The following is a 25,924-nucleotide window of genomic DNA, read 5'->3' as shown; positions in this document are numbered from 1 at the left end:
CCATCCTTTTTTATTTATTCACTGGTTTAATCGCAACGGCACAAACTTTATATTCAGGAATTGTGGCGATATCATCAAATACAGCATTGGTGATTTCGTTAACATTTCCATCTGGAAAATGGAATGTCATAAAGACTTCTTGCGGAAATACTCGATTTCCGACAGCCGCATAGGTTTCAATTTTGCCACGTCGAGAATGAACTTCAACTTTGTCACCTTCTTGGATTCCCAGAGCTTGTGCATCGACTGCATTTATCTCAATATAAGAGTGATTCGCTATTTGGTTAATCCCTTCCGTTCGTCCTGTCATTGCTCGGGTATTGTAATGGTAAAGCATTCGGCCTGTCGACATTAAATACGGGTACTCTTCATCTGGTAATTCTTGTGCTTGCTTATACGGAATTGCTTTAAATAAACCTTTCCCACGAGCAAAACTGCCCACATGCATAATCGGCGTACCTGGATCTGTCAAGCTACGACAAGGCCATTGTAAGCTCTCCTTCTCTAATCGTTCATAATTAATTCCACCAAACGAAGGCGTCACAGCTGAAATTTCTTTCATAATTTCTTTTGCAGATTCATACGCACAAGGATAGCCCATTCGTGTCATGACTTCACAAAAAATTTCATAGTCTTCTCGCGCTTGTCCTCTTGGTTCAACAGCTTTACGGACTCTTTGCACGCGCCGTTCTGTATTTGTAAATGTCCCGTCTTTTTCTGCATAACTGATGCCTGGTAAAACGACATCTGCATAAGCAGCCGTTTCGGTCATAAATAATTCTTGAACAACTAAAAAGTCTAAACTTTCTAAAGCTTGACGAACATGTCCTGTGTCTGGATCCGTAACAATTGGATCTTCTCCAAAAATATAAAGGCCTTTGACGTTTCCTGCCGTTGCTGCTGGCAAGACTTTAGTAGAAGTTAAACCTGTGTTTCGATTTAACGGCACATGCCAAGCTTTTTCAAATTTGTCGATTACTTCTGGATTATTGACTTTTTGATAGCCTGGGAAATCATAAGGCATACAGCCCATATCGCAAGCACCTTGAACATTATTTTGACCTCGCAAAGGATTGACACCACAGCCTGGTTTTCCAACTTTACCAACCAACATTGCCAAATTAGACATACTCATAACACCCTCAGTTCCTGTCGAATGTTCCGTTACGCCTAAACAATAAATGATTGGTGCTTTCTCTGCTTTTGCATACATGCGTGCTGCTTGAATTAAATCTTCTGGATGAATATGACAAATTTCTGCGACTTTTTCCGGCGTATAATCAGCCACCATTTTTTCTAAATCTAAAAATCCTTCTGTCCGTTCTTCAATAAAATGGTGATCTGCTAAACCTTCTTTCAAAATCACATGCATCATGCCATTAGCAAATGCGACATTCGTTCCCGCCTGAACTTGTAAATGCAGCGCACTATCCTTCACTAAGTTAATTTTCCGCGGGTCAACAACAACAACTTGCGTTCCTCTTTGGATGGCTTGGCGAATTTGCGCACCAATAACTGGATGAGCTTCTTCTGGATTGGAACCTACTAATAAAATCATGTCGACATCTTCAGTGATATCAGCAATAGGATTAGTCATCGCACCAGAGCCTAAGGTTTGGGCTAAACCATGGACCGAAGCCGAATGACAAACACGGGCACAGTTATCAACATTATTGGTCCCAAAAGCAGCACGCACCATTTTTTGAAAGACATAATTATCTTCATTTGTCGCTCTAGAGCACGAAAAACCAGCAAGAGCATCCGGACCGTTTTCTGCTTTAATTTCGTTAAATTTTGACGAAACAAGCGTTAAGGCTTCTTCCCAAGAAGCAGGTTCAAAAATCCCATTCCGTTTAATTAATGGCTCCGTTAAGCGATCTCCTGACCCAACAAATTTATATGAAGCAAATTTTCCTTTCACACAAAGTAAATTTTTATTAGCTGGTCCATCCAGGGGTTCAACACCCACCAAACGATTATTTTTAACGAGTAAATTCATCTGACAGCCTGTCCCACAATGTGGACAAGTTGTAGGAATTTTCTGGGTTTCCCATTTGCGGTACTCTTTCGTATCTTTTGCTGTTAACGCTCCTGTAGGACAGGAAGAGACACAATTGCCACATGATTCACAGATAGACTGATCAAACGGCTGCCCATAACTTGGCATCATTTTTGTTTCAAAGCCACGATTAGCAATACTAAGTACATCTCTTCCCTGCCGCAATTGACAGACACGGGCACAACGACGACACATGATACACTTTTCTGGATCATAAGAGAAAAATGGATTACTGGTATCTTCTTGGTGGCAAGGCATTCTTTTCCCCTCGGTAAAGCTAGTGGCGTCAATCCCATAATCTAGCGCATACTGTTGTAATTGACAATCCCCGTTTTTTCCACAAGAAAAACATTCTAATTTATGATTACTCAATAATAAATCAAGAATAAAACGTCTGGAATCAGCAACTTTTTCAGAATGTATTGACACAACCATGTCCTCTTGACAATGTGCCGTACAAGCAGTTGTTAAGCCACCACGTCGGCCGCCTTCCACCTCAACCACGCACATCCGACAAGAACCATCAGGCGCTAATTCCTTTAAATGACAGAGCGTTGGGATTTCAACACCTAGCCCTTTCGCTGCTTCGAGAATGGTAGTCCCTTTAGGCACAGTTACTTCTTGGTTATCAATAGACAATGTAACTGTTTGCGTATGCAACTTTGTTTTCATTTTTACCAACCTCCTTTGCTGGTGGCATAGATTTCTGTTTCAGCAGTCGTTTCAAATTCTTCTGGAAACAAAGTCAATGCACTCTTCATTGGATTTGCGACGGATTGGCCCAAACCACAAGCTGATAATCGCGTGACATGCGTGAGCATCTTTTCCAATCGTGGCAAATCACTAGCTGTTGCCTCGTTCCGATTGAATTTACTCAATAATTCCAAAATCCTAGTTGTTCCCAATCGACAAGGGGTGCATTTACCACAGGACTCATGAGCAAAAAAGGCCGCCACGTGTACTAAATAGTCCACAACATTGACTGAATCATCCATTACTACAATTGCGCCAGAGCCGACAGATAAATCATGCGCCCATAAATCTTCGTAAGAATACAAACAATCCCTTAACGTTGCGACAGCACCAATTGGACCGGATTGTCCACCGAAGTGAATAAATTTTAATGATCGACCAGTTGCAGAGCCTCCGCCGTATTGCTCGCCATAAATTATTTCTTCTAATGGTGTTCCAAGGTTGACCTCGTATAAGCCCCGATTTTTAATATGTCCAGACAAACAAATTAGCTTTGTGCCGCCACCATCGGCAGTACCCATCTCTAAAAAGGCTTGTCCACCTTCTCGTAAAATTACAGGAACACTTGCAAATGATTCAACATTATTCACTAATGTTGGTTGCAAATATAAACCAACATCTGCTAAGTGAGGCGGTTTGACACGCGGCCGCCCCGTTTTTCCTTCAATTGAATTTAAAAGTGCTGAATTTTCCCCACAAATATAGGCGCCGGCACCAGAAATAATCGTAATATCATAATTGAATCCTTCAATTCCTAAAATGTTTTCCCCTAAAAAGCCAGCTTGTCGTGCATTATCGAGTGCTTCTTGAAATTTTTTTTGGATTCTGCGATATTCTCCTCGCATATAAATATAACCTGCTTTTGCTGAAAATAAATAGCCAGCAATGATCATTCCTTCAATCACACTCAATGGATCTTCAGATAAAAGTACTTTATCCTTAAAGGTCCCTGGTTCGCCTTCATCAGCATTACAAACAATGTACTTTGTGGTTCCTTTTGCATGATAAAGATGGCGCCATTTTTTTCCTAAAGGATAGGCTGCTCCACCGCGACCTCTTAAGTGAGCAACATCCAGTTCGTTTAAAATCTCTTCATCCGATAGTGAAATTGCTCTTTTTAAACCATCAAATCCATCGTATTTACAATATTCAGCAACATCGGTCGCAGATTGCATTTTTCCCATTCTCTCTAATAACATTGGTTTGTTTCTCTTAAGCATTGACTCACCTCCTACAATCCTTCATAGCAATCATTTTGTAAATGTTGAATTAATTGATAAATTTTCTCTTCTGTTAGTTGACTAAAAACGGTGTCCTTAATTTTAATTACTGGACCCAAATCACAAGCCCCGATACAAGGAATACTGTGATACATAAATAAGCCATCTGGGGTCGGCTGATTCTCTGGCACTTCTAAAATAGTTTCTAAAACTTCGGCAACCATCGCCCCACCAGTATAATGACATGGTGTGCTGTTACAAATCTTCAACACATACTTCGCTTGCGGTTCCGTCTTTAAAATGGCATAAAAACTGACGATTTCATAGACTCGCGCTTCCGTTAAATGTAGATGCTCTGCAACTAATTGAGCTGTCTCCTGATCGATATATCCTTCCTCTGAAGCAAATTGTAATTCAATTAAAATATTTAAAATTCGTTGTGGATCAGCATCGTTTTCTAGAATAATCGCTTCTTTTTCAATTAAGCTTAATGCACACATTCCTTTTTATTCCCCCTTTTTAGTGAAACTTGAAGTTGTTCTCCTTGATAATAGATACGCAATTCTTTTGGTATTTCAGCAGATAGTAAACAAAAATCGGCTTTATCTATAACATTTTTTGCTGATTCTTTTTGGCGATTCTGGTTATTCATCATAAGAAATAGTCCTGGCTGCACAACATTACGTAATGAATTTGATTCACAAATGATTAATGCTTGGGCCGGCACAGCTTTCAGAAATTGCTGAATGGCTTCCGCCAAATTTTCTTGAAAAACTTTCAATAGAAAAACTTTTTGACAACCTGCAGCTAATAATTTCATGGTATCTTTATTGCCAATCGTCTCTTGCTCTTCTACTAATTCATAACCAGCTGTAATACTGGTACAAATTCCGCATCCTTTTGTGCCTCGTTGACACACCCCTCGTTGACCACTAATCGTAATAATCTTCAAGCCATAAATTGGATAGACTTCTTGGTACTGTTTAATAAGAGCTTCGGCTAATGTCGTTTTGCCACTATTCCGACCAGTAGATCCAATTTGAATCATATTTGGTACCTCAATTGCCATAGAGCTCCTCCGTCTGAATCGTTTTCTCAACTCTTGGTTTGACAGTTGCTGGTTTTGTCATAAAGAGCAATGGTACGGCCATAAAAAGACTGCCCCCTACCGCATTGCCTAAAAATACCCATAGTGTATTTTGCAAATAATCCCACCAACTGATTGTGGTGCTTTGTGAAAAAATTGCCGCTGGAATAATAAACGCATTGGCGACCACGTGTTGAAACCCACAAACAACGAAAACCATGACAGGAAACCACAAGCCAAACATTTTACCTAAATATGATTTTGCCAACGCTCCGAGATAAACCGCTAAACAAACAAAAATATTACAGCCAATCCCTGAAACAAAAGCAACTAGCGGTGGATCAGCAATTTTCGCCTGAGCAACTGCGACTGTTTTATCCAGAAACGCACCTTCAGTTAACCCAACAATATGGCCAAATAAATACGCCACAAGAAATCCGCCTAGACAATTGGTCAATAAAACAACTAGCCAGTTATAACAAAGAGCGCCCACTCGAACCTTTTTCTGTAATACGCCTAATGTCATTACCATCATATTGCCTGTTGCTAACTCACCACCAACAAAAGTAAGCGCTATCAACCCAACTGGAAATAAAGCTCCACCCAGAAAGTTGTTAAAACTTCCCCATTCTGTGGGGGCGGTTCCAGTGATACGAATAAACGCCAAGTAACCCAGTGCAATACAAAAACCAGCCATGATGCCTAAAATACAGAGTCGAACAAACGATAATTTCCCTTTCATTTTTGCCTTATCACCTAAGCTTGCAACTATTTCTTCACTACTGAAAAAATCCATTACGATTCCTCCTTTTTATCGATACCACTGAGACAATTCTTCTTTTCGATTGACATTTTTAAGTTGATTCTCTTTTGATAGTTGCACCATTTTTACAGATAGGCGCTCAAATTCTTGGCGAATCTGATAGTTATTTTGCGCAAGCTGTTTTTGAAATGTTGGTAAACAAGAACATCGATAAAAGCCAAATAATGGTTCTTGACGACCTTCAAAGTCAAAGATTGTTACTTGATTTTGTCCACGCTTAGAGGCTAACTGATACACAAGTTTAGGAGAAAAAGTTGGTATATCACAGGCAATTACAAACACTTCAGCTTTCTGAGTATAGTTCATTGCTGTCACAATCCCACCTAATGGCCCCTTTCCAAGATACATATCTTGAATGATTGTGCATTTTCTAAACGCCTTAGGAAATTTTTGACTATCATTCGTTACTAAAATAACCTCTTCGAACAGTTCCATTAACTTTTCAGCTGTTTGCAAGATCACGTATTGGCCTTGAATTTTCAATAATGCTTTATCAAATCCCATCCGTGAACTTTTCCCGCCGCATAACAGCACTGCTGTACAATCAGCAATAATTTTCGCCACCCCTTTACCACAATTTTTATTAGTTCAAAAAAATATTTTTTAGTCATGTATTAAGTCTATTATAAGACATCCCTCGTACAAGTCAATTCCTTTTAAAAAAAAGAACGAGAAAAAGAGTCGCTCTTTTTCTCGTTCTACCTTATTCATCTGTTTGACGTTTTATTTCTTCAATCTCAATGCGTAATGATTTTCGTTTCTCAATGGCGACATAAACCAAGCCAATCAAAAAGGGTAACACAAAGCTACCAAATCGATACAGTAAAACAGATGCTACAGCATCAACATTGCCGACCAATGGTTTAAACAACAATAAGTAAACAAATTCAAATGGACCAATGCCAGCAGGTGTTGGAATAACTCCTGAAAGAATAACAGCAAAACTGGTAAAGGACATCACTAATAATAAATCAATATTCGGGTGATTTTCTACTAAAACAATGTAAGGAATAATGTACCAAAATAATAATTTAAATACATTCCATGAAAAGATTCGAAGCAACGCTGAGCGATCTTGTGTAATTGTTTGGACAGCCGCCCGCAAGGAATAGATTTGTAAATTACAATTATCCACCCAATCTCTTAGTTTTGGTCGTTTAAACCAACGATTGGCAAACTTAACCAATAAAACTTGCAACTTTAAGCTACTAGATAAAATAAGTAATGCTGCAATTATTACTAATGTTAAAATAACACCTGCTAAAATGAATGGAATCATCTTAGGCGCATTTTCATAAAACAGGGAAAATTGAATAATCAAACCAATAATTGCTAAAAAAATCACGGCTGCTTTGTACATAATCATATGTAATGCCGTTATCCCCACACTTTTAGAAACAGGAATTCCCTTTTTCTTATAAAAATAAATTTCTGAAAGCAAGGTTCCCGTGCCAAATGAAATAATCCGATAAAATGCTACATAACAAGAAGTAAAAAAAACATCCACTGTTGTAAAGTCTTTGTTAAAATAACGAGCTATTTCCTTGATTGAGCGCCCTTCTGCAAATTGATAAACTACTCCAAAAAAAATAACAGCAATCAGCACCAGCCAACTCGTTTCCATCAGTTGAGCAAAAATATCACTTAATGAATTATCCATGACATAAAAGATTACGCCTAAAACGATAATCATTAACAACATATTTAAGCCAATTTTTACTTTTCCTTTCATCGCTTCTCCTTTTTTGTTCTTACTTAAACGTTAGATAGATGCAACTAATCATCGCGATTACGCCAATTGAATAACACAATGCAAAAACTGGTTTTTGGGTTTTATGATGAAATTTCTTTTGTCCCATTAGCCCACCTAGACCGCCACCGACAAGTCCTATCGTCAATAAGCGGCGTTCTGGAATACGCCAGTCCCCACGTTTTGCTTGTTTTTTATCATAACCCATCATACTAAACAATACTAAATTAATGACGAGGAAATAAATGATTACTATCCACTGAAGCATTCTTTCTGGCCTCCTAACTAGTTACTGTACTAGGATACCTTGTTCTGATTCTAATTGCAAAAAAATTTTCAATGACTCATGAAACTACAACAGGAAAGTAAGCTCTCGGTTGCCCGTTTTCTTACTTTCCTATTGAGTACCTCATTTATTTTGCATTTAATTCAGCAATTTTAATAATCACATTGGTCGCTTTTTCCATGGCTTGTAATGAAACAAATTCAAAACGGCCATGCATATTTTCGCCACCAGCAAAGATATTTGGTGTTGGAATCCCTAAATAAGAAATTTTTGAGCCATCCGTTCCACCGCGAACAGGTTCAATAATTGGTTGAATTGACAATTCTTCCATTGCTTGTTTAGCAATTTCGACAATGGACATATCTTTTTCAATCACTTCTCGCATATTATAGTATTGATCAAATAAATCAACTTTGATTCGTTCTTCATCAAATGGTGCATTCAATGTTTGCTGAATTTCTTTAATTTTAGCTTTACGTGCTTCAAAAATCTCGCGATTGTGATCGCGAATAATATACGTCATTGTAGCTTCTTCTGGCGTTCCAGCAAACGCTGCTAAATGATAAAAGCCTTCTTCACCTGCTGTTTTTTCTGGAACTTCGTCAGCAGGTAAGGCATTATGGAAATCAATTCCTAGTTGTAACGCATTAATCATTGTATTTTTCGCCGTTCCTGGATGAACGTTTTTCCCTTGAATTGTAATTTCTGCTTGCGCCGCATTAAACGTTTCAAATTGTAATTCACCTACTGGCCCACCATCCATTGTATAAGCAAAATCCACGTTAAATTGAGCGACATCAAATTTGTCGGCACCTACACCAATTTCTTCGTCAGGACCGAAAGCCACACGAATGGTGCCATGCTTAATTTCTGGGTGATTAATTAAATATTCCATAGCTGTCATTATTTCCGCAATACCTGATTTATCATCAGCCCCTAATAAAGTGGTACCATCGGTTGTGATAAGTGTTTCACCACGATAATTTTTTAAGTTAGGAAAGTCTTTCGTATTTAAAGTGAATTTGCCTTCTTTATCTAAAGGAATCGTTGATTCTCCGTCATAGTTCTCAACAATTTGCGGAGAAACATTCACTGCATTAAAATCAGCCGTATCCATATGGGCAATAAAGCCGATTGAACGAACGTCTTTCTCCACGTTACTAGGTAACGTAGCAATCACAAAACCATTTGTTTCGTTATAAATAACATCGCTCATCCCTAATTCTTCTAATTCTTTTTTTAAGGTTTGTGCAAAGGCTACTTGTGTTTGTGTTGATGGTGTCGTTGTGCTAGTTGCATCTGAGCGTGTTTCTGTTTTCACATAGCGTAAAAAACGAGGTAATAGATTTTCATACATAAAAGAACACTCCTTTAATCTTCATTTTTTTATTTAAAACGAAATGGGTTGGTATTCGCTTCTGATTCAAAAATGGATACAGCCCACTCATTTTCTTGTTTCCATTGATTCATTAATTCCACAAGTTTTGGCTTACAAAGCGCTTCAATGTAATGACCAGGATCGATAACTGGTAAATCTTCAGCAATCATGTCATGTGCCGTATGATAATACACATCACCAGTAATATAGACATCGGCTTGTTTACGTAATGCATCATGATAGAATTTTTCACCACTTCCACCACAAATGGCTACCCGTTGAATCATTTTAGTGTCATCTTTTGCAATGACCCGCAAGCCGTCCAATTGGAAAGCTTCCTTGACTTGCTGTACAAAATCAGAGAATCTCACAGGCTTGTCTAATACTCCAACCCGACCTAAACCAAATTCTTTTGATTGATTTTCAATGGTATAAACATCATACGCCGGTTCTTCATAAGGATGCGCCTGTAACATAGCTGCAAGAACTTGTTCTTGTTTAGTTTCAGGGAAAATCACTTCGATTTTTGCTTCTTGGACGACACTTTCTTGACCAATTTCGCCAATCGTGGGATTTGCTCCTTGTGTTGGTGTAAAACGTCCTGTTCCAATTAAAGAGTAACTTGTTTTAGAATAATCACCTTGAGCTCCAGCGCCAGCTAGACCTAAAGCTTCTCTCATTTGCGGAGCTTCATCAATTGGCACAAAAACGGCTAATTTTTTATAAGGAACAGTATGTGTTTTAGTTAAAAAGGTGGTCTGTTTAATTCCCAATAATTCACAAAACCAATCGTTTAAGCCATTGTCAATAATATCCATATTAGTATGCGCTGCGTAAACAGCAATATCGTGTTTTAATAAATCAGCGTACATTTTTTCTTGAAAATTATCTGTGGTTAATCGCTTAACTGGGCGGAAAATAGGTGGGTGTTTCGCAATAATCAAATCAACCTGCTTCTCAATTGCTTCTGCAACGACCTCAGGACGAACATCTAAGGTAACCATCACATTTTCAATTGGTTTATCTAACGTACCAATGTGCAAGCCCACAGGATCTCCCGTTTCTGCTAGCCACTCGGGACAATAGTCATTGAAGCGTCGAATCAATGTCTTACCGTTCACAGCCATTGGTCAGTACCTCCTCAATTAATTGTTGGTCTTGCTGTAGTTTCGCTTGTTTTTCAATATGTTCTCCACTTGCTTTTGCTAGTTGTGCAAGAACAGTTTTGCGCTGTTTTAATTCTCGTTGCCATTTTTTAGTAAAAACCGGTCCTTGTTTTTTAATTAAAACTGGCCCAAATAGTAATTCTTGGTCCGTATAAGAAACGGATTGCTCTGTTTTTTCGGCTACGATAATTTCATACAATTTACGGTTTTCTTCCACGATTGTTTCATCAATAATACTGTAGTCGTTTACCATTAACCAGCGACGTAAAGTTGGTTCACCAATATTCGGTTGTAAAACAAGGCGTTCCTTCCCTGTTAAACGATTTTTTTTGCGTCCAGCTTCTAAAATATCTCGGATTAATGTGCCGCCCATTCCACAAATACTAATGACGTCTATTTGATCTTCAGGTTCAATTGCATCTAGCCCGTTCGCTAAACGTACGATAATTTTATCCGTCAAATTGGATTTACTGACTTGGGTTTTGGCAGATTGATAGGGGCCTTCCACCACTTCCCCAGCCACAGCAAAAGACAGTTTATTTTCTAACATTAAAGCAACTGGTAAATAAGCATGGTCTGAACCAATGTCTGCTAAGCGACTTCCTCTAGGGATTAAATCACCAACCGTTGCGAGACGTTTTGATAATTGATTTTCATTCATATTTTTGATTCCTCCGTTGCTTATTATACCATTGTCAATTGAAGATGAAAACTTACACATTCGTGCAATCTACTGTTTTCTCTCCGTAATCACTTATAAAAAAGAACCCCCTTCAAAATCAATTTCATAACTTTGAAGAGGGCTGTCATTATTGCTATAAAGAGCATTCTCCTTATATTAATAATAGGGAAAACATTTTTAATTAGGCATTTGCCAACCAGTTTTCAACTTCTGCTAAGGCATCCGCAATCCCTGCTGGATTTTTTCCACCAGCTTGAGCCATATCAGGACGACCACCGCCGCCACCGCCAACTTTTGGCGCAATTGCTTTGATTAAGTCACCGGCTTTTAAGCCTTTTCCGTTCATGTCTTTTGTCATAGCCGCTAACAAGCTTACTTTTTCATCTTGTGCAGTTGCCAGAACTAGTACATCAGACAATTCTTTTTGTTTCCATTGGTCGGCCAATTGGCGTAATTGATTCATGTCTTTAACATTGACTTGAGCGGCAATATAACGAACACCGTTGATGTCTTTGACATCTTTAAAAATGTCACCAGCTTGTTGGTTCGCTAATTTGCCTGCCAATTGTTCGTTTTCTTTTTGTAGATCACGTAATTGTTGTTGCAATTGCTCTGTTTTCGTAACCACTTCTTTTAATTGAGGTGATTTAACTAGTGTAGCAATCTCTTTCAATTGACGTTCTTCTTCTTGTAAAAGTTGATACGCTTCTTTACTCGTCACTGCCTCAATACGGCGTACTCCTGCACCAATCCCAGATTCAGAAACAATTTTGAAAATCCCGATATCTTCTGTATTAGCAACATGTGTTCCACCACATAATTCGATAGAGTAATCCCCAATATTAACTACACGGACTTCTTTGCCATATTTTTCGCCAAATAACGCCATTGCGCCCATGTTTTTCGCTGTATCAATATCTGTTTCAATTGTGACAACAGGAATAGCTTCCCAGATTTTTTCGTTAACGATGGCTTCCATCCGCGCTAGTTCTTCTGATGTAACTTGCCCAAAATGAGTAAAGTCAAAACGTAGATGTCCTGGTGCAACTAATGAGCCTGCTTGGTTGGCATGCTCCCCTAACACATCTTTTAAAGCACGATGCAATAAATGGGTTGCCGTATGGTTTTTCAAAATACGTGTCCGCATCCGTTCGTCCACTTGCAATTGATAAATTTGACCTTCTGCTAATGGCGCCAAAACTTCTACTTTGTGTAAAAATTGACCGTTTGGTGCTTTTTTCACATCCACCACGTTGGCAACGACTTCCCCTGCGGTATTTTTTACATAGCCGCGGTCAGCAATTTGTCCACCCATTTCAGCATAAAATGGTGTTTCAGCAAAAATTAATTCGGCTGTTCCTGCAGATGCTTCATTTACTAGTGCGTCACCTTGAATAATAACAAATAATTCACTATCATGTGTTAATTCTGTATAGCCAACAAATTTACTTTCTACTTTAATATCTGTTAATAAAGCAGATTGAACACCCATTGAAGTTTCTTTACTGCGGGCAGAACGAGCACGTTCACGCTGTGCTTCCATTTCTGTTTCAAACCCAGCATGATCGACTTTCAAGCCTTCATCTTCTGCAACTTCTTCCGTTAATTCTACGGGGAAGCCAAAAGTATCATAAAGTTTGAAGATAATTTTTCCATCTAATGTATCGCCTTTTGCATCTTTAACTTCTTTAATAACCTCATTTAACATGCTTAAACCTTCATTGATGGTTTCATGGAAACGTTCTTCTTCTGTCCGAACCACTTTTTCGATGAAGTCTTTTTGTTGTAATACTTCTGGATAGTAGCTTACCATGATTTCGCCAACAACAGGCACTAATTTGTATAAAAAGGCTTCATTAATGCCTAATTTTTTGCCGTGCATTACCGCACGACGTAATAAACGACGTAACACATAGCCACGACCTTCATTTGAAGGAAGCGCACCATCACCAATTGCAAAGGATAAAGCACGAATATGGTCAGCAATCACTTTAAAGGAAACATCCGTTTGTGGTGCATCTCCATATTTCACGTTGGTTCCTAAAGCTTCTACCGCATGAATGATTGGCATAAATAAATCAGTTTCAAAATTTGTTGGTGCATCTTGAATGATAGATACAACACGTTCCAAGCCCATCCCCGTATCAATGTTTTTATGTGGTAATGGTTCATACGTATCTTCTGGTGTATGGTTAAATTCAGAGAACACTAAGTTCCAAATTTCTAAATAGCGTTCATTTTCGCCACCAGGATAATTTTCTGGATCATCTTCTGGAATATCTAAAAATTCTTCGCCGCGATCATAAAAGATTTCCGTATCCGGACCACTTGGACCAGCACCGATATCCCAGAAGTTATCTTCTACATCAATAATATGGTCTTCAGATAAACCAACTTCATCACGCCAAATGCGTTTTGCTTCTGTATCTTTCGGATAAACAGTCACATATAATTTTTCTGGGTCAAAAGCAAGCCATTCAGCACCAGTTAAAAATTCCCAGGCCCAGTGAATCGCTTCATTTTTAAAATAATCTCCAATTGAGAAGTTCCCTAACATTTCAAACATTGTATGATGACGAGCCGTTTTCCCAACATTCTCAATATCATTTGTACGAATAGATTTTTGAGCATTCGTAATTCTTGGATTTTCTGGCACAACAGAGCCATCAAAATATTTTTTCAAGGTTGCAACACCAGAGTTAATCCATAATAATGTTGGATCGTTTACTGGTACTAAAGAAGCGCTTGGTTCTACTGAATGTCCTTTAGACTTAAAGAAGTCTAAATACATTTGGCGAACTTGACTACTTGTTAATTCTTTCATTGATTTTCCTACTTTCTATTAATAATTAACTATTTATATTTTGTACCCTCTTAAGTGGCAGATTGTGAACACAAAAAACACCATTGCAGTCAAGGACGATTGCTCGCGGTACCACCTTGATTGCAATGATGTTGGATCATTACCTCTTAAGCTCTATAACGCAGAGTCGCGTTGATATTTCTATCAAGTCCATCTAAAGGGAGCAAGTAAATTTATCTGATGCCCTTCTCTCAGCAATGAACGGCTTTCTGTGATCAAAATAAGATTCCTCATATCCTTTAGCTTATAGTCAAAAGTATAAGAAAGATCTGCTAAAAAGTCAATTGTTTTCGTAGGAATCTTTCCTTACTGAGCTGTTTCAAATAACGTTTGCTCTAAATAAGGCAAAATTTGTTCATTTATTTGATACCCTTTTCCCCAAGAGGTTGTAATAATCTCTTCGTTCATACCTGCATCACTAAATTTTTGTTTCACTCGTTTACATACGAAAGACAGCTGCGATTTTGTAGAAGCATCTGGTTCTTTCTGCCAAAGCAAGCGACAAATTTGATCACGATCCAACCCTTCATGGGCATGCTGATACAAGATTTTTAAAAAGCGTTGCTCGTTTTTTGTAAAGCGAATCTTTTTTACTTGGTCATCAAGTAGCTCGGCTGTTACTTCGGCAAAACTTTGATCGACAGTGTCAATTTTTTCACGAATATCTTCCAATGAATCTTTGAGGCCTAACCACCGGATAATACCTCTTTCCTGCCAAATCTCTGCTTCACGTTTATTACACATCGATTGTGAACGTCGATAAATCGGCTTCTCTAATGATGAAAGACTTCCTAATAATCTCAAGCAATCGTTCTGAGAAAGTGTTTCGCTTAACACAATTGCATCAAAATAATTAAAAAAAGTTAACTCGTGTTCTACAGTTTCTTCAAAGCAGTTTGTACAAAAGACTTCATAATTTAAATATTGTAATTGCTGCTGAAATGTTTGCTCAACTAAAATGTTCTTTGTTAATACCAAAATCCTTCTCATTTTTTCTTTCCTCCTAGAACTTCTTTCTGTTACCCATAACTAAACGCACCGATCAAAATACGTTACCAAATCGCGTGTTTCCTCCAGCGATTGATTAATAAATACCTTTTTATCTTCATCTCTCTTCGCTCCTTTATTCTTTATTTTAGTGGTTATTTATATTATATTAGAAAATGCATTTTTTTGTGTGTGAAATTTTTTTATCCTCCGTAAAAAAAAATGAATTTCCTTTAATATCAACTAATAAAGCCGATTTTTTTACAAAAAAAAGGCCGAAACTTCCTACTTTTTGCTAAAACATGCCAAAAAATCTGTAATTTTATCATTTTTTTCTTGAGAAAACATCAAAATGTTGGTTCTAAACACTAACATTTTGATGTTTTTAACAAAAATCTTTACAATTAATCGGTAAATTTCTCTACTTTTAGCAATAGTCACTTTAAAAAAAGAGTTATTTTAAAAGTGACTTAAATATTTATCATATAAAAAAGTAAGGGACGAGAATCTTTACGATTCTCGTCCCTTACTTTAAATAATCCACAACAATGTTAGTTAGAAGAATTCTTTTTTGCTTTTCTAGCAGAACGATCTTTTTGACGACGTTCAATTTTACGTTTTTTCTTATTGCTGTCTTCAATTGCCCAATTAATTTTTTTCTTGTATCCTGGTTTAATTTTTTTCTTTTTCTTTTTCACTAAACCAATTAACGTTGGGTCTAATTCTTCTCGAGATTTTTCTCGTTTTGTTCGACGATTGCGATCATACGTCTCTACAATCTCACCATTTTTAATTTCTTTTGGTTTGAAAGAAACACCTAACTGCTCAATCTGAGTAATCGCTTCATCATCTGCTGGTGAATATAATGTTATGGCAGTCCCATTCAATCCATTACGTCCTGTGCGGCCAACCCGATGGATAAAGAAGTCCAATTCATGTGGAACTTCTGCATTGATGACATGTGAAACCCCTTCAATATCAATCCCACGCGCGGCTAAATCAGTAGCTACCACATATTGGTAGTCAAGATTTTGAACTTGACGCATCACACGTTTTCTTTCGCGTGGTGTGATGTCTCCATGAATTTTGGCAACTTTTAGGCCCTGATCTTTTAAGTAATCGGTGATTTCATCAACTCTTTGTTTAGTATTTGCAAAAACAATCGCTAAATAAGGATGCCCGATAGTCAATAATTGATAAATTATTTGATTGCTGTTTTTTCCTTTGGTGGAAATCAACCAATTGTCAATTGTTTCTGAAATAACTGCTTTTGGTTTGATATGTTCAATCACTGGATTTTCTAAATATTTTTTTAAGAATGGTCGTAATTTTTCTGGAATGGTTGCAGAAAAAACGAGCATTTGTAATTTTTCTGGCAAACGGCCAGCAATTTGATCGACTTCTGCTAAAAAGCCCATATCTAATGTCATGTCTGCTTCATCGACAACAAAGGCAAAAGCCGTATGCACTTTCAAGGCTTGTTCATTCATCATATCTAAAATACGCCCTGGTGTACCAATCACCACATGAGGTTGCTGATGCTTTAATTTATTTAATTGACGTTGTTTATCTGTTCCGCCAACAAAATTTGACACGCGAATTTCTGGTTGACTGAAACGAGCCAGTTGCTGCGCTTCTTGATAAATTTGATTGGCTAATTCACGACTAGGCGCAGTAATCACAATTTGTACTTCGTCGATAGTTGGCTTAACTTTATCCATTAATGGAAGTAAAAAAGTATGCGTCTTTCCACTTCCTGTTTGCGATTGTCCAATGACACTTTTCCCTTTCTTAATGATTGGGATTAATTTTTCTTGGACTTCTGTTGGTTCTTCAAACCCTTTTTCTGCGAGTGCTTCGTTGATAAAAGGTTGAAATTGAAATTGTTTAAATGAAGGCACTTGCCTCACCTCTTCTCGTTAAATTCTTTATGCACTTTGGCATTATAACACAAAAACAACTTTTACTCACCTGCTGATTCCTTTGTTTTCGCAACTTCTAATGTACTGACTGTATAAGTATGGCTGGCTTTTTCATAAAACAAACGCCGTTTTTTACGAATCAAGGTTAACAAAACGTTGATCAAAAATAGTAAATATAAAATTAAACAGAACAAATACAGAAGCAGTGACACCATTTGCAACATCCGATTAGAAGAATTCAATAAATCAGCGGCATTAGCTAGATAAATACTAATTAAACCATACACAAAATACAAATAACCGTAGCGAACAAACAAGGCTTTTAAACGAATTTTTTCATGTCCTGTTTCAACCACCCGAATGCGAACAACTTTTTTCCCTAACGTTTGACCATTTGTCAGTTTCATCATGACGATAAAGACCGCAAACACCATGATAAAGAACCACGTCCGATCTGAAAAAATCGGATAATTGGTTGCCCAATTTTTATAAGCTGGAATGAAATTTAGTCCAAAAACGAGCAGGCCTTGCACAAAGCCAATCACCAACCAATCAATCCCCCATGCAAAGAAACATCTTAACAGGCTAACTGTTTGCCCTTTTTCATAAGAGGTGGCATCAATTTCTTCTCTTGTTGGCAATAAAAAGGTAAAGAGCGGCGTCAACCAATAACCGACCATGCCTCCGACGGTATTATTAATTAAATCATTGACATCCGCCAAGCGATACGAACGTGGATAAATAAAATAAAGGCCAGATAACTGTGTTAATTCAAAAAATAATGACAATAAAAAACTCGCAAGAACTGTTTTTAAAAATGAACATTTGAAATAATACCGTAAATACACACCAAAAGGTAAAACTAATAAAACATTAAACAGTGGTTCTAAAACGGCATGCTGTTTTAATGCTGGCAAATACGTACTAGGATCTTTGAGCGAAAAAACAGTTTCATTTAAAATCCCTGAAATAAAATGAAAAGGCCGCAGTTCCATTGTTGGTCCTGTGTATTGAGCCACTTCTGCCCGAGATGGCAACGGTAAAATTACCAAGAAATAGGCACATAATAAATAAAAAACAAATGAATACAAAATCATTGCTCGTGTCCAAACAAAGGAACCATATTTGCGGTATTCATAGATTAATAATGCCCCAGAAATAAAAAATGCTAGAAACGGGAAAATAATGATTGCCCATTTAATTGGTTCGCTATATACTGCCATAAAAATTCCTCCAAGATAAACAATTTCAAGTATGAATGCCTCAATAACACTATACTTGTTTCTAAAAAAATGTACCAACAATAAATTTTATTTTGCAAATCCTCTTCTTTGCAGTATCATTAAGAAAAAGGAGGACGTTCTCATGTTACAGCCATATTTTGCGTTTGGAGTGCCGCTATTTTTACTTGTGCTCTACTTACTCTTTGCACTGATTCACCGTCAAACAACGATTCATTATTTACGGTTTATTTTATTACTTATTTCAACATTTCTCATGGTTTTTAGTTTCCAAGTATTGCAAGAATCATGGACCATCAACCCTGAAACGTTAAAAGATGCCGCTTATTCTCCGCAATGGTTATGGATTCCTTTAGGTATCGGGTTAATCCTCACACTTTACAACGCTTGGCACGGCCTTCGTTCAATGATAAAATACAAGACCGATAAACATTAGTAAGAGTCTAGGACGTTGGTTGCGTCCTAGACTCTTACTGTCTCATCATTCAAATGAAATTTAATTTTTCTTAACAAACTCTGATTTTAACTTCATTGGACCAAAGCCATCTACCTTACAATCGATGTTATGATCACCTTCCACTAAACGAATGTTTTTCACTTTTGTGCCTTGTTTAATTGCGCCACTGGCACCTTTAACTTTCAAATCTTTGATTACAGTAACACTGTCACCATCCGCTAAAAGATTGCCATTTGAGTCCTTGACTACTAAGCCTTCTTCTGCAACTTCTTCTGTTGGTGACCATTCATGACCGCATTCTGGACAAATAAATAATCCGCGATCTTCATAGGCATATGCCGACCCACATTCAGGGCAGTTTGGTAATTGCTCTGTCATTAACGTTCTCCTTTGTAAAAAATAATTCTTTTTCATTTTACCTTATTTTCTAGTGAATGAAAAGTAGTCCTAATGATTTATCAACGTCCGATAACTACTTTCTAATTACTTATTTATTTTTGAGCCCACTCTTGGCAAGCTGCTTGGATTTCTTGGTAAATCACTTCAATTTCAGCCGCATCACGTGCATTAGCGCCACTTGCCAAAGGATGGCCGCCGCCATGATGTTTTTTAGCAATTGTATTAATGATTGGCCCTTTGGAACGTAACCGAACGCGATAATAACCTTCCGGCTGTTCAACAAAGATTGCCCATGAGAGAACATCTTCAATTTTTCCTGGCATTGAAACAATGGCTGCCGTTTCAGAATCGACAATATCATAACTGTTTAAAATACTTTGTGGTAAAACGACACGAGCAGCGCCATTTGCGTCGATTTCTAAATTTTGATAAATATAACCCGCTAATTTAGCAACCTTTAAAGGCATTTGGTCTAACTCACGATTTAAGTCTGCGGCATTAAAGTTAAACGTACGCAATTGCGCAGCGACAGCGAGTGTATGCGCCGAAGTGGAAGGATAAAGAAAACGTCCTGTATCCCCCACAATCCCAGCATACAATAAACGAGCTGCATTATCTGTCATCGTTAATTCTGCTAAATGCTGTTGCCAAAAATCAACAATAATTTCACTACAACTACTTGCATTTGTATTCACCCAAACTAAATCTCCATAGGGTTCATCATTCGGATGATGATCGATTTTAATTAATTGATCGCCTAAAGAAAAACGCGCATCACTAATTCGTGGAGCATTTGCAGTATCTGTTACAATGACTAATGCACCTCGATAGACATCGTCAGTAATGACATCCATTTCAGCTAAAAACTCTAAGCCTTCCACTGGTCCGCCTACTTGATAAATATTTTTTTCAGGAAAGCTCGCTCTTAAGAGTTCTGCTAACCCAACCTGTGAGCCAATCGCATCTGGGTCGGGCCTTTGATGTCTATGAATAATAATTGTTTCATATTGTTTAATTGCTGCCATAATTTCTTTTACTACGTCCATTCTTTGTAGCCTCCTACGTTCTCTCCATCACTTGGCAAACAACAATTGCTTTTGCCACAATGACATTTTCTAAATAAACTTCAATATCTAATTTTGCAGAGCGACGACCAATTTCTAAAATCCGTGGACGAATGTCCAATTCACTTTCCAACTGGATTAGCCGCAAATAATGTAGATTCACTTGTTCAATTAGTACATTTCTTTTTTGATTCATCAACATTGTTCGTTGTGTCACGTTAGAAATAATTTCACTTAGGACACCGAACGAGATGGTACCAACACTGTTAACCATTTGGGGCGCAACCGAAAAACGAAAACGGGTTGTTTCTTTGCCATTTTCTTCAACAGGCATCACTTCCCCGGAAATTTGATCTGAAATTGTATCTGCAATTTGTGGTTGTCGTTGCACCAATTGCATAGCTTTCATCACATCTTGGCGAGAAACAATCCCAACAAGCGCTAAATCATCTTCCACCACCGGCATGACTTCTAGACCATCCCAAATCATTTGATGACTGACACTCGCTACACTCATCATCTTTTTCACAACATTGGGATCCTTTGTCATGACTTTATCCACGGTTAAATGTTCACTTTTACCAATGACATCTTTGGCTGTGACAATCCCCACTAAACGTAATTTCTTATTTACTACTGGGAAACGAGAATGATGGGTACTTTCAGATAATGCCTGATAATCTGCAATCGTCTGAGTTGTCAATAAATAATTGGTTTTTTCAAGCGCTGTATAAATATCACTGACGAGTAAAATGTCTTTTTTAATCAGCTGATCACTTAAAACACGGTTAATCATAGTAGCCACAGTAAATGTATCATATGTGGTTCTCAAGACAGGCATACCCAGACGATCTGCTAACTGCGCAATCTCTTCAGATGTTTCAAATCCACCTGTAATTAAAACGGCTGCCCCATTTTCTAAAGCAAGCTTTTGCACACCTTGGCGGTTACCAACAATCATTAAGGATCCGGGAGTAATATATCGCGTCATCGCGGTTTCTGTCATCGCACCAATTACAAATTTATTAAGGACTTTGTCTAGACCAGAGCTACCGCCTAACACATCCCCTTCAATAATCCGGACCACTTCACCAAATGTTAATTTTTCAATATGTTTTTTTAACTTCCGCTCAATTCGTATCGTACCAACACGTTGAATGGTGGAAACAAGCCCAATATTTTCTGCATCTTTGATGGCCCGATACGCTGTTCCTTCACTAACACTTAAACTTTTGGCAATGCTTCGAACAGAGATTCGATCGCCAATTGGTAATTCTTCAATATGTTTTAAAATTTGATCATGTTTCGTCGCCATAATTTCCTCCTAAACTAGGATCGTCTCTCCTGGGTTTAATACTTTCCCGCCAACTACTTGCTCTACGAATATTGCTGGATTTTGTTGGATAACAGGAAAGGTATTGTAATGAATTGGAATGGTTATTTCGGGATTTAAGTAAGAGACTGCTTCTAGCGCATCCTCTGGTCCCATCGTGTAATTATCGCCAATTGGTAAGAACGCTACATCAATGGATTTGTCTTTTGCAAAAAGGCGCATATCTGAAAACAACGCCGTATCACCAGCGTGATAAATTTTTTTATCTTCTGCTTCTAAAATAATCCCACTTGCTTCGCCCATGTAGGTCATTACGCCGTCTATTTCATAACCGGAACTATGCAAAGCTGGCACAAATTTAACCGAACCAAAAGGAAAGACATAACGCCCACCTAGATTCATTCCATGCGCTTTTACCCCTTGCGACTGCGCATACGTAGTCACTTCAGCTATCGCAATAATCGTTGCCTTGTTGGCTTGAGCAATTGCTAGCATATCGCCAATATGATCGCTGTGTCCGTGAGTGATTAAGATGTAATCAGGGTGTAAATCTTCAAGTGAAACGTCCGCTAAAGGGTTGCCATTAATAAAAGGATCAAATAAAAGGTTCGTGCCGTCGTTTAGACGAATTTCAATACATGAATGTCCATGTCCTATCAGTTCCATTTGTATTCCTCCTACGGTATTTTCTACACACTCTTATGATAATTAATCGTCAAATTCATTCTTAAAAGTAGTACAGTTTAGTACAGTTTACTTTCTTTATTGTAACAGAGAATTAGAAATATACAATCGCATTTGCTTATTTTCTTAGCTAGTAAAGAAACAGACGAGAAAAATCATGAATCTTTCTCGTCTGCTTCTTTTTACTTATTTGGTTGTTTTCCGAAAACGTAAAATCGTTAATATAAAGGCCGCCACACATAATAGAAAGGCGACAAAAAAGGTTTCACGCATTCCCACAATAAATATATCTGGGCGATTAGCCAGATACGTGGTTACTCGTTCACCATAGGCTTCGCTCATACCACGATATAAAATGGTCGTTGACAATGCAATCCCAATGACCATCCCTAAGTTTCTAGCAAAAGAATTCATACTTCCTGCTACACCTAAATCTTGCTTTTCAACACTGCTCATAACCATTGTATTGTTTGGAGACTGGAAAAGTGCATTTCCCAAGCCCATAATGGCCGTTGCAATCACATAATACCAGATGGGCGAGTTCATATCTAAAAACATATACATTAACGACGTACAGCACAAGAGCAACAATCCGGCAAACGTTAAAATAGCTGGGCCAATTTTATCCGTCAAATAGCCACTCAGAGGAGCCCCAACCACCATTAATAACGGAAATACCATCATTAATAGACCAGCATAACTAGCACTTAGTTTGCGTGCATCCTGCAAATAAAATGGAATGACAACATTTACAAAAAAGTTTGAGGCAAAAATTAAAACAGCGGACAATAAACTTAACGTAAAAATTTTGTTTTTAAAAATTGCGAACTTAATAAGTGGGCTTTTTCTTTTTCGTTCAACCATTATAAATAATCCTAATGCGATTACTGCAATAATGAACAATAAATAGGATTGTAACGAGCCAAACCCGCTCTCTTGTCCGAGGAAAATCCCGCCGAAGAACGTCATAATCGCAATGGCAATACAAGCAAATCCTGAAAAATCGATTTTTTCTTTTGTTTTTGTAATATCTTTTGGTAGAAACTTTTCGCCAATTAAAATTGTAATTAGCCCCACGGGAACATTAATCCAAAAAATATACGACCAAGAAAAGTTTGATAAGATCAATCCACCAATCCCAGGACCAGCAATCGCGCCTAAAGAGACAAAGGCACCTACTGCACCAAGCGCCCGCCCTCTTTCATTTAAAGGGAATACTTCCGTAATAATTCCTGAATTGGTCGCCATGGTCATGCTAGCACCAATACTTTGAACGACTCGCGCAAATAATAGAAAGCTCAGCGATTGATTAAAGCCACAAAGTAACGAACCAATCGTAAAAATAACCGTGCCAATTCGATAAACTTTTATTTTTCCAAAACTGTCGCCAATTTTTCCAAATAATAATAAACAAGCACAGACAACCATTAAATAAATAGATACGACCCATTCCGCTTGATTCATGGGTACGGACATTTCTTTTGAAATAGTCGGTAAAGCAATATTTACAATGCTGGAATCTAATGTAGACATGAAGGTAAACATAGCCACAGAAACTAAGATCCACCAACGATTTTTCTGCACTTCAGAATCCTCTTGGTAACTTTTAATTTTCTCCATTGATTCATCCCCTCTCGCTCCAAAACAGTTTACTTACTAATAATAACTCTATTTCTTCTTTTTTTCATCGGAAATTTTCTAAAAAATCACTCATGAGATGTTCACCTTCTTATTACACGCTCGCAATTGACAACCATTCGCTTTTACGCTAATTTAAAATTAGCAAACGGAAAACACAAGGAGGACTTGAAATGACCTTAATTTCTCGCATTAAACAACTAGCTCAGTCAAAGCAATTAACCCTCGCCCAATTAGAAAGAAACGTCGGCATTTCCAATGGACAAATTCGTCGTTGGGATACCTCTTCGCCTAAAGTAGAAAATCTTTTAAAAATAGCAGACTATTTTTCTGTTTCCTTGGACTATTTAATGGGCCGCACCCAACAAACAGAGATCAATCATCAGGCACCTATGACAAGCACACAAAAAGAGTTACATATTCACATTACTACGGAAGAGTTAACAGAAGAAGAAATTACTCAGTTAGAGGAAGAAGCAAATCGTTTCTTGCGGTTCCGTAAATTTGAAATGACAAATTCTTAAAGAGCGTTCACTTCTCCTAGTCAATTAATAGCAAAAACTAGAACCTAAATAAAAAAACCACCACGACCGTCGTCTGTGGTGGAAATGAAGGTTGTTATTTACTCTTGGTAGGAGTAAGTATGAAAAAACCAATTCGGGATAATTGGCATAACGTAAGTATAGTGGTTTGTGCCTTTTTTATCATGAGTTTCAGCTATATTTTTTATAAAACTTTTATTAGAACACCATTAACAGTCCTTTATTTAGATTCTTTAAAGCGTTTTCTTTTATTGAACATATTGTTTTAAACATTCGATTTCCTGTGCTACACTTACTTTTAGAAGGGGGATTTTATTATGGCAAATCAAAAAAAAGATAGCTTATCAACATTATTTTCTGAAGAAGTTCATGGACCGTTTGTTACTTTCTTGTTTAACACCCATGTCGCTCATCAAAACGTAGAAAAAGATTCGCTTGTTTTGAAAAATTTTGCAAAAGCGGCAAAAACACGCTTTGAAAAAAAATTTCCTGAGGAAAAATGGGCTGTTTTCCAAGAAAAAATTGACGCACTTCTAGCTGATGCTTACTTCTGGCGCAACGGCACAGCAAGTGTTTCAATCATCTTATCTCCAGAGAACACCTTTGTTCAACGATTAGATGTGCCCGTTGACGATCAATATTACGTGGACACGATTCCTTATTTACTTGGACTAGTCAAAGACAAACAATTTAACTACCATTATTACCTACTTGCTCTAAATCGTGATTCAATGAAACTTTACAAGGTTGATCATACGACTGTGACTCCTGTTGAATTGCCTAAAGACGCGCCAACAGACGTGGTCACAGCTTTAGGTGATGAATTAACGGGTGGTAATTTAAACTTTTCAACTCAAGGTAGTTCTAACGGTTCTAAAGAAGGTGTCGCTTATCATAGCATCAATACTAAAGATAAAGAAGTTGAAATTGATTGGGTGAACTACTATCAAGCAGTCGATACTTTCTTAAAAGATCAACTGGATAATCCTGAAAAATTACCGCTTTATCTTTATGCTTTACCAGAAAACCAAACACTCTTTAAAAAGATTGCTAAAAACCCTTATTATGATTGCTCAATTTCAGTTGCTGCTTCACCTGCACAAGCAACCATTCAAGATATCCGCAGCGCTAGTGAAAAAATAGCTGCAGAGTTAACAAAAAAAGAAACAGCTTCTTATAACAAATTACTAGATCGTAAATTCTTAGATCAATTTACAGATATTTCGCCAGCGGCAGCTGACGGCAAAATTTCCCATCTTTTTATTGCAACGTCACTCTTTGTTACTGAAAACAATGAAATGTCATCTGAAGAGTACGATCGCCGCAAACTTTTAAACACCATTGCTTACCAAGTTATTCAAAATGGCGGTCAAGTTTTTGTTTTAGACCAAAAAGCTGCACCAGATGAAAAATCTTTAGCGGCTATCCTCCGTTATTAAAAACAGGCAAAAAGCCCATTGTAAGAAAGCGCCTTACAATGGGCTTTTTTTCTGAGTCTTATTGAAACAGCACTATAACAGCCTTATCTTCACTTTCTAGTTTTTAAAAAACATCCGATAAAAAAGAAAATAAGGTTATCGCTATACAAAA

General features: G+C 37.6%; 23 protein-coding genes. 3 read left to right on the top strand and 20 right to left on the bottom strand.

Annotated elements, in window-relative coordinates; translation table 11 throughout:
• Nucleotides 1-10 precede the first annotated feature (10 nt).
• The 15 genes from fdhF to IGJ04_RS00615 all read right to left on the bottom strand — a co-directional run bounded on the left by fdhF (nt 11) and on the right by IGJ04_RS00615 (nt 18,199).
• Entirely contained in the window at nt 11-2,731 is a 2,721-nt protein-coding gene (fdhF, locus tag IGJ04_RS00685) for a formate dehydrogenase subunit alpha (protein ID WP_438839783.1), read from the bottom strand.
• Between the two features lie 2 nt (nt 2,732-2,733).
• Nucleotides 2,734-4,032, bottom strand: a complete 1,299-nt coding sequence (locus IGJ04_RS00680; RefSeq protein WP_438839782.1) for a complex I 51 kDa subunit family protein — start codon at nt 4,030-4,032, stop codon at nt 2,734-2,736.
• An 11-nt stretch (nt 4,033-4,043) separates the two neighbouring features.
• The gene (locus IGJ04_RS00675) at nt 4,044-4,532 is read right to left on the bottom strand and encodes an NADH-quinone oxidoreductase subunit NuoE family protein (RefSeq protein ID WP_002357722.1); all 489 of its coding nucleotides are present in this window, start codon (nt 4,530-4,532) and stop codon (nt 4,044-4,046) included.
• A complete protein-coding gene (locus IGJ04_RS00670) occupies nt 4,520-5,101 on the bottom strand; it encodes a hypothetical protein (protein WP_002378323.1) in 582 nt (193 codons plus the stop codon). The genes IGJ04_RS00675 and IGJ04_RS00670 overlap by 13 nt, the downstream gene beginning before the upstream one ends.
• Nucleotides 5,091-5,915, bottom strand: coding sequence for a formate/nitrite transporter family protein (locus tag IGJ04_RS00665; RefSeq protein ID WP_438839781.1), 825 nt, complete (start codon nt 5,913-5,915; stop codon nt 5,091-5,093). Before IGJ04_RS00665 ends, IGJ04_RS00670 begins: the two co-directional genes overlap by 11 nt.
• A gap of 15 nt (nt 5,916-5,930) precedes the next feature.
• Complete coding sequence (locus IGJ04_RS00660; RefSeq protein ID WP_368554031.1) at nt 5,931-6,506, bottom strand: molybdenum cofactor guanylyltransferase; 576 nt, start codon at nt 6,504-6,506, stop codon at nt 5,931-5,933.
• A gap of 139 nt (nt 6,507-6,645) precedes the next feature.
• On the bottom strand, nt 6,646-7,674 hold the full coding sequence (locus tag IGJ04_RS00655) for a lysylphosphatidylglycerol synthase transmembrane domain-containing protein (protein ID WP_002371843.1): 1,029 nt from the start codon (nt 7,672-7,674) through the stop codon (nt 6,646-6,648).
• 19 nt (nt 7,675-7,693) lie between these two features.
• On the bottom strand, nt 7,694-7,960 hold the full coding sequence (locus tag IGJ04_RS00650) for a DUF1294 domain-containing protein (RefSeq protein WP_002357729.1): 267 nt from the start codon (nt 7,958-7,960) through the stop codon (nt 7,694-7,696).
• 145 nt (nt 7,961-8,105) lie between these two features.
• A complete protein-coding gene (gene pepT / locus IGJ04_RS00645) occupies nt 8,106-9,335 on the bottom strand; it encodes a peptidase T (RefSeq protein ID WP_002360428.1) in 1,230 nt (409 codons plus the stop codon).
• A 29-nt stretch (nt 9,336-9,364) separates the two neighbouring features.
• Nucleotides 9,365-10,483, bottom strand: a complete 1,119-nt coding sequence (locus IGJ04_RS00640) for a Nif3-like dinuclear metal center hexameric protein (RefSeq protein ID WP_002413840.1) — start codon at nt 10,481-10,483, stop codon at nt 9,365-9,367.
• Complete coding sequence (locus IGJ04_RS00635) at nt 10,467-11,183, bottom strand: tRNA (adenine(22)-N(1))-methyltransferase (protein WP_010775808.1); 717 nt, start codon at nt 11,181-11,183, stop codon at nt 10,467-10,469. Before IGJ04_RS00635 ends, IGJ04_RS00640 begins: the two co-directional genes overlap by 17 nt.
• A gap of 202 nt (nt 11,184-11,385) precedes the next feature.
• The gene (gene alaS, locus IGJ04_RS00630; protein WP_002357736.1) at nt 11,386-14,028 is read right to left on the bottom strand and encodes an alanine--tRNA ligase; all 2,643 of its coding nucleotides are present in this window, start codon (nt 14,026-14,028) and stop codon (nt 11,386-11,388) included.
• Nucleotides 14,029-14,373: 345 nt separating this feature from the next.
• Nucleotides 14,374-15,057: a helix-turn-helix domain-containing protein gene (locus IGJ04_RS00625; RefSeq protein ID WP_438839780.1), complete on the bottom strand. Its 684-nt coding sequence runs from the start codon at nt 15,055-15,057 to the stop codon at nt 14,374-14,376.
• Nucleotides 15,058-15,605: 548 nt separating this feature from the next.
• The gene (locus IGJ04_RS00620; protein WP_002385937.1) at nt 15,606-16,964 is read right to left on the bottom strand and encodes a DEAD/DEAH box helicase; all 1,359 of its coding nucleotides are present in this window, start codon (nt 16,962-16,964) and stop codon (nt 15,606-15,608) included.
• 53 nt (nt 16,965-17,017) lie between these two features.
• Nucleotides 17,018-18,199 carry a VanZ family protein gene (locus tag IGJ04_RS00615; RefSeq protein ID WP_438839779.1) on the bottom strand — a complete coding sequence of 394 codons (1,182 nt, stop codon included), beginning with the start codon at nt 18,197-18,199 and terminating at the stop codon, nt 17,018-17,020.
• A gap of 55 nt (nt 18,200-18,254) precedes the next feature.
• Here IGJ04_RS00615 and IGJ04_RS00610 point away from each other — a divergent pair, with 55 nt between their 5' ends.
• The gene (locus IGJ04_RS00610; protein ID WP_438840336.1) at nt 18,255-18,653 is read left to right on the top strand and encodes a hypothetical protein; all 399 of its coding nucleotides are present in this window, start codon (nt 18,255-18,257) and stop codon (nt 18,651-18,653) included.
• 60 nt (nt 18,654-18,713) lie between these two features.
• On the opposite strand, the gene IGJ04_RS00605 is transcribed toward IGJ04_RS00610, so the two are convergent.
• From IGJ04_RS00605 to IGJ04_RS00585, 5 genes are all read right to left on the bottom strand, one after another.
• Nucleotides 18,714-19,052, bottom strand: a complete 339-nt coding sequence (locus tag IGJ04_RS00605) for a zinc ribbon domain-containing protein YjdM (protein WP_002357741.1) — start codon at nt 19,050-19,052, stop codon at nt 18,714-18,716.
• 113 nt (nt 19,053-19,165) lie between these two features.
• Nucleotides 19,166-20,119 carry a DHH family phosphoesterase gene (locus IGJ04_RS00600; protein ID WP_002357742.1) on the bottom strand — a complete coding sequence of 318 codons (954 nt, stop codon included), beginning with the start codon at nt 20,117-20,119 and terminating at the stop codon, nt 19,166-19,168.
• A gap of 13 nt (nt 20,120-20,132) precedes the next feature.
• Entirely contained in the window at nt 20,133-21,452 is a 1,320-nt protein-coding gene (locus IGJ04_RS00595) for a DRTGG domain-containing protein (RefSeq protein ID WP_438839778.1), read from the bottom strand.
• A 9-nt stretch (nt 21,453-21,461) separates the two neighbouring features.
• Nucleotides 21,462-22,136, bottom strand: a complete 675-nt coding sequence (locus IGJ04_RS00590) for a metal-dependent hydrolase (protein WP_438839777.1) — start codon at nt 22,134-22,136, stop codon at nt 21,462-21,464.
• A gap of 204 nt (nt 22,137-22,340) precedes the next feature.
• Nucleotides 22,341-23,774: an MFS transporter gene (locus IGJ04_RS00585; RefSeq protein ID WP_438839776.1), complete on the bottom strand. Its 1,434-nt coding sequence runs from the start codon at nt 23,772-23,774 to the stop codon at nt 22,341-22,343.
• Between the two features lie 191 nt (nt 23,775-23,965).
• Here IGJ04_RS00585 and IGJ04_RS00580 point away from each other — a divergent pair, with 191 nt between their 5' ends.
• Both IGJ04_RS00580 and IGJ04_RS00575 read left to right on the top strand, forming a co-directional pair.
• Nucleotides 23,966-24,316, top strand: a complete 351-nt coding sequence (locus IGJ04_RS00580; protein ID WP_002357747.1) for a helix-turn-helix domain-containing protein — start codon at nt 23,966-23,968, stop codon at nt 24,314-24,316.
• 335 nt (nt 24,317-24,651) lie between these two features.
• A complete protein-coding gene (locus IGJ04_RS00575) occupies nt 24,652-25,773 on the top strand; it encodes a baeRF6 domain-containing protein (RefSeq protein ID WP_438839775.1) in 1,122 nt (373 codons plus the stop codon).
• Nucleotides 25,774-25,924: the final 151 nt, after the last annotated feature.

Source organism: Enterococcus sp. AZ050 (genome assembly GCF_051715085.1).
GTDB lineage: Bacteria > Bacillota > Bacilli > Lactobacillales > Enterococcaceae > Enterococcus > Enterococcus faecalis.
The sequence above is the reverse complement of the archived record's forward strand: the minus strand, read 5'-3'. Positions and strand labels throughout refer to the sequence as shown.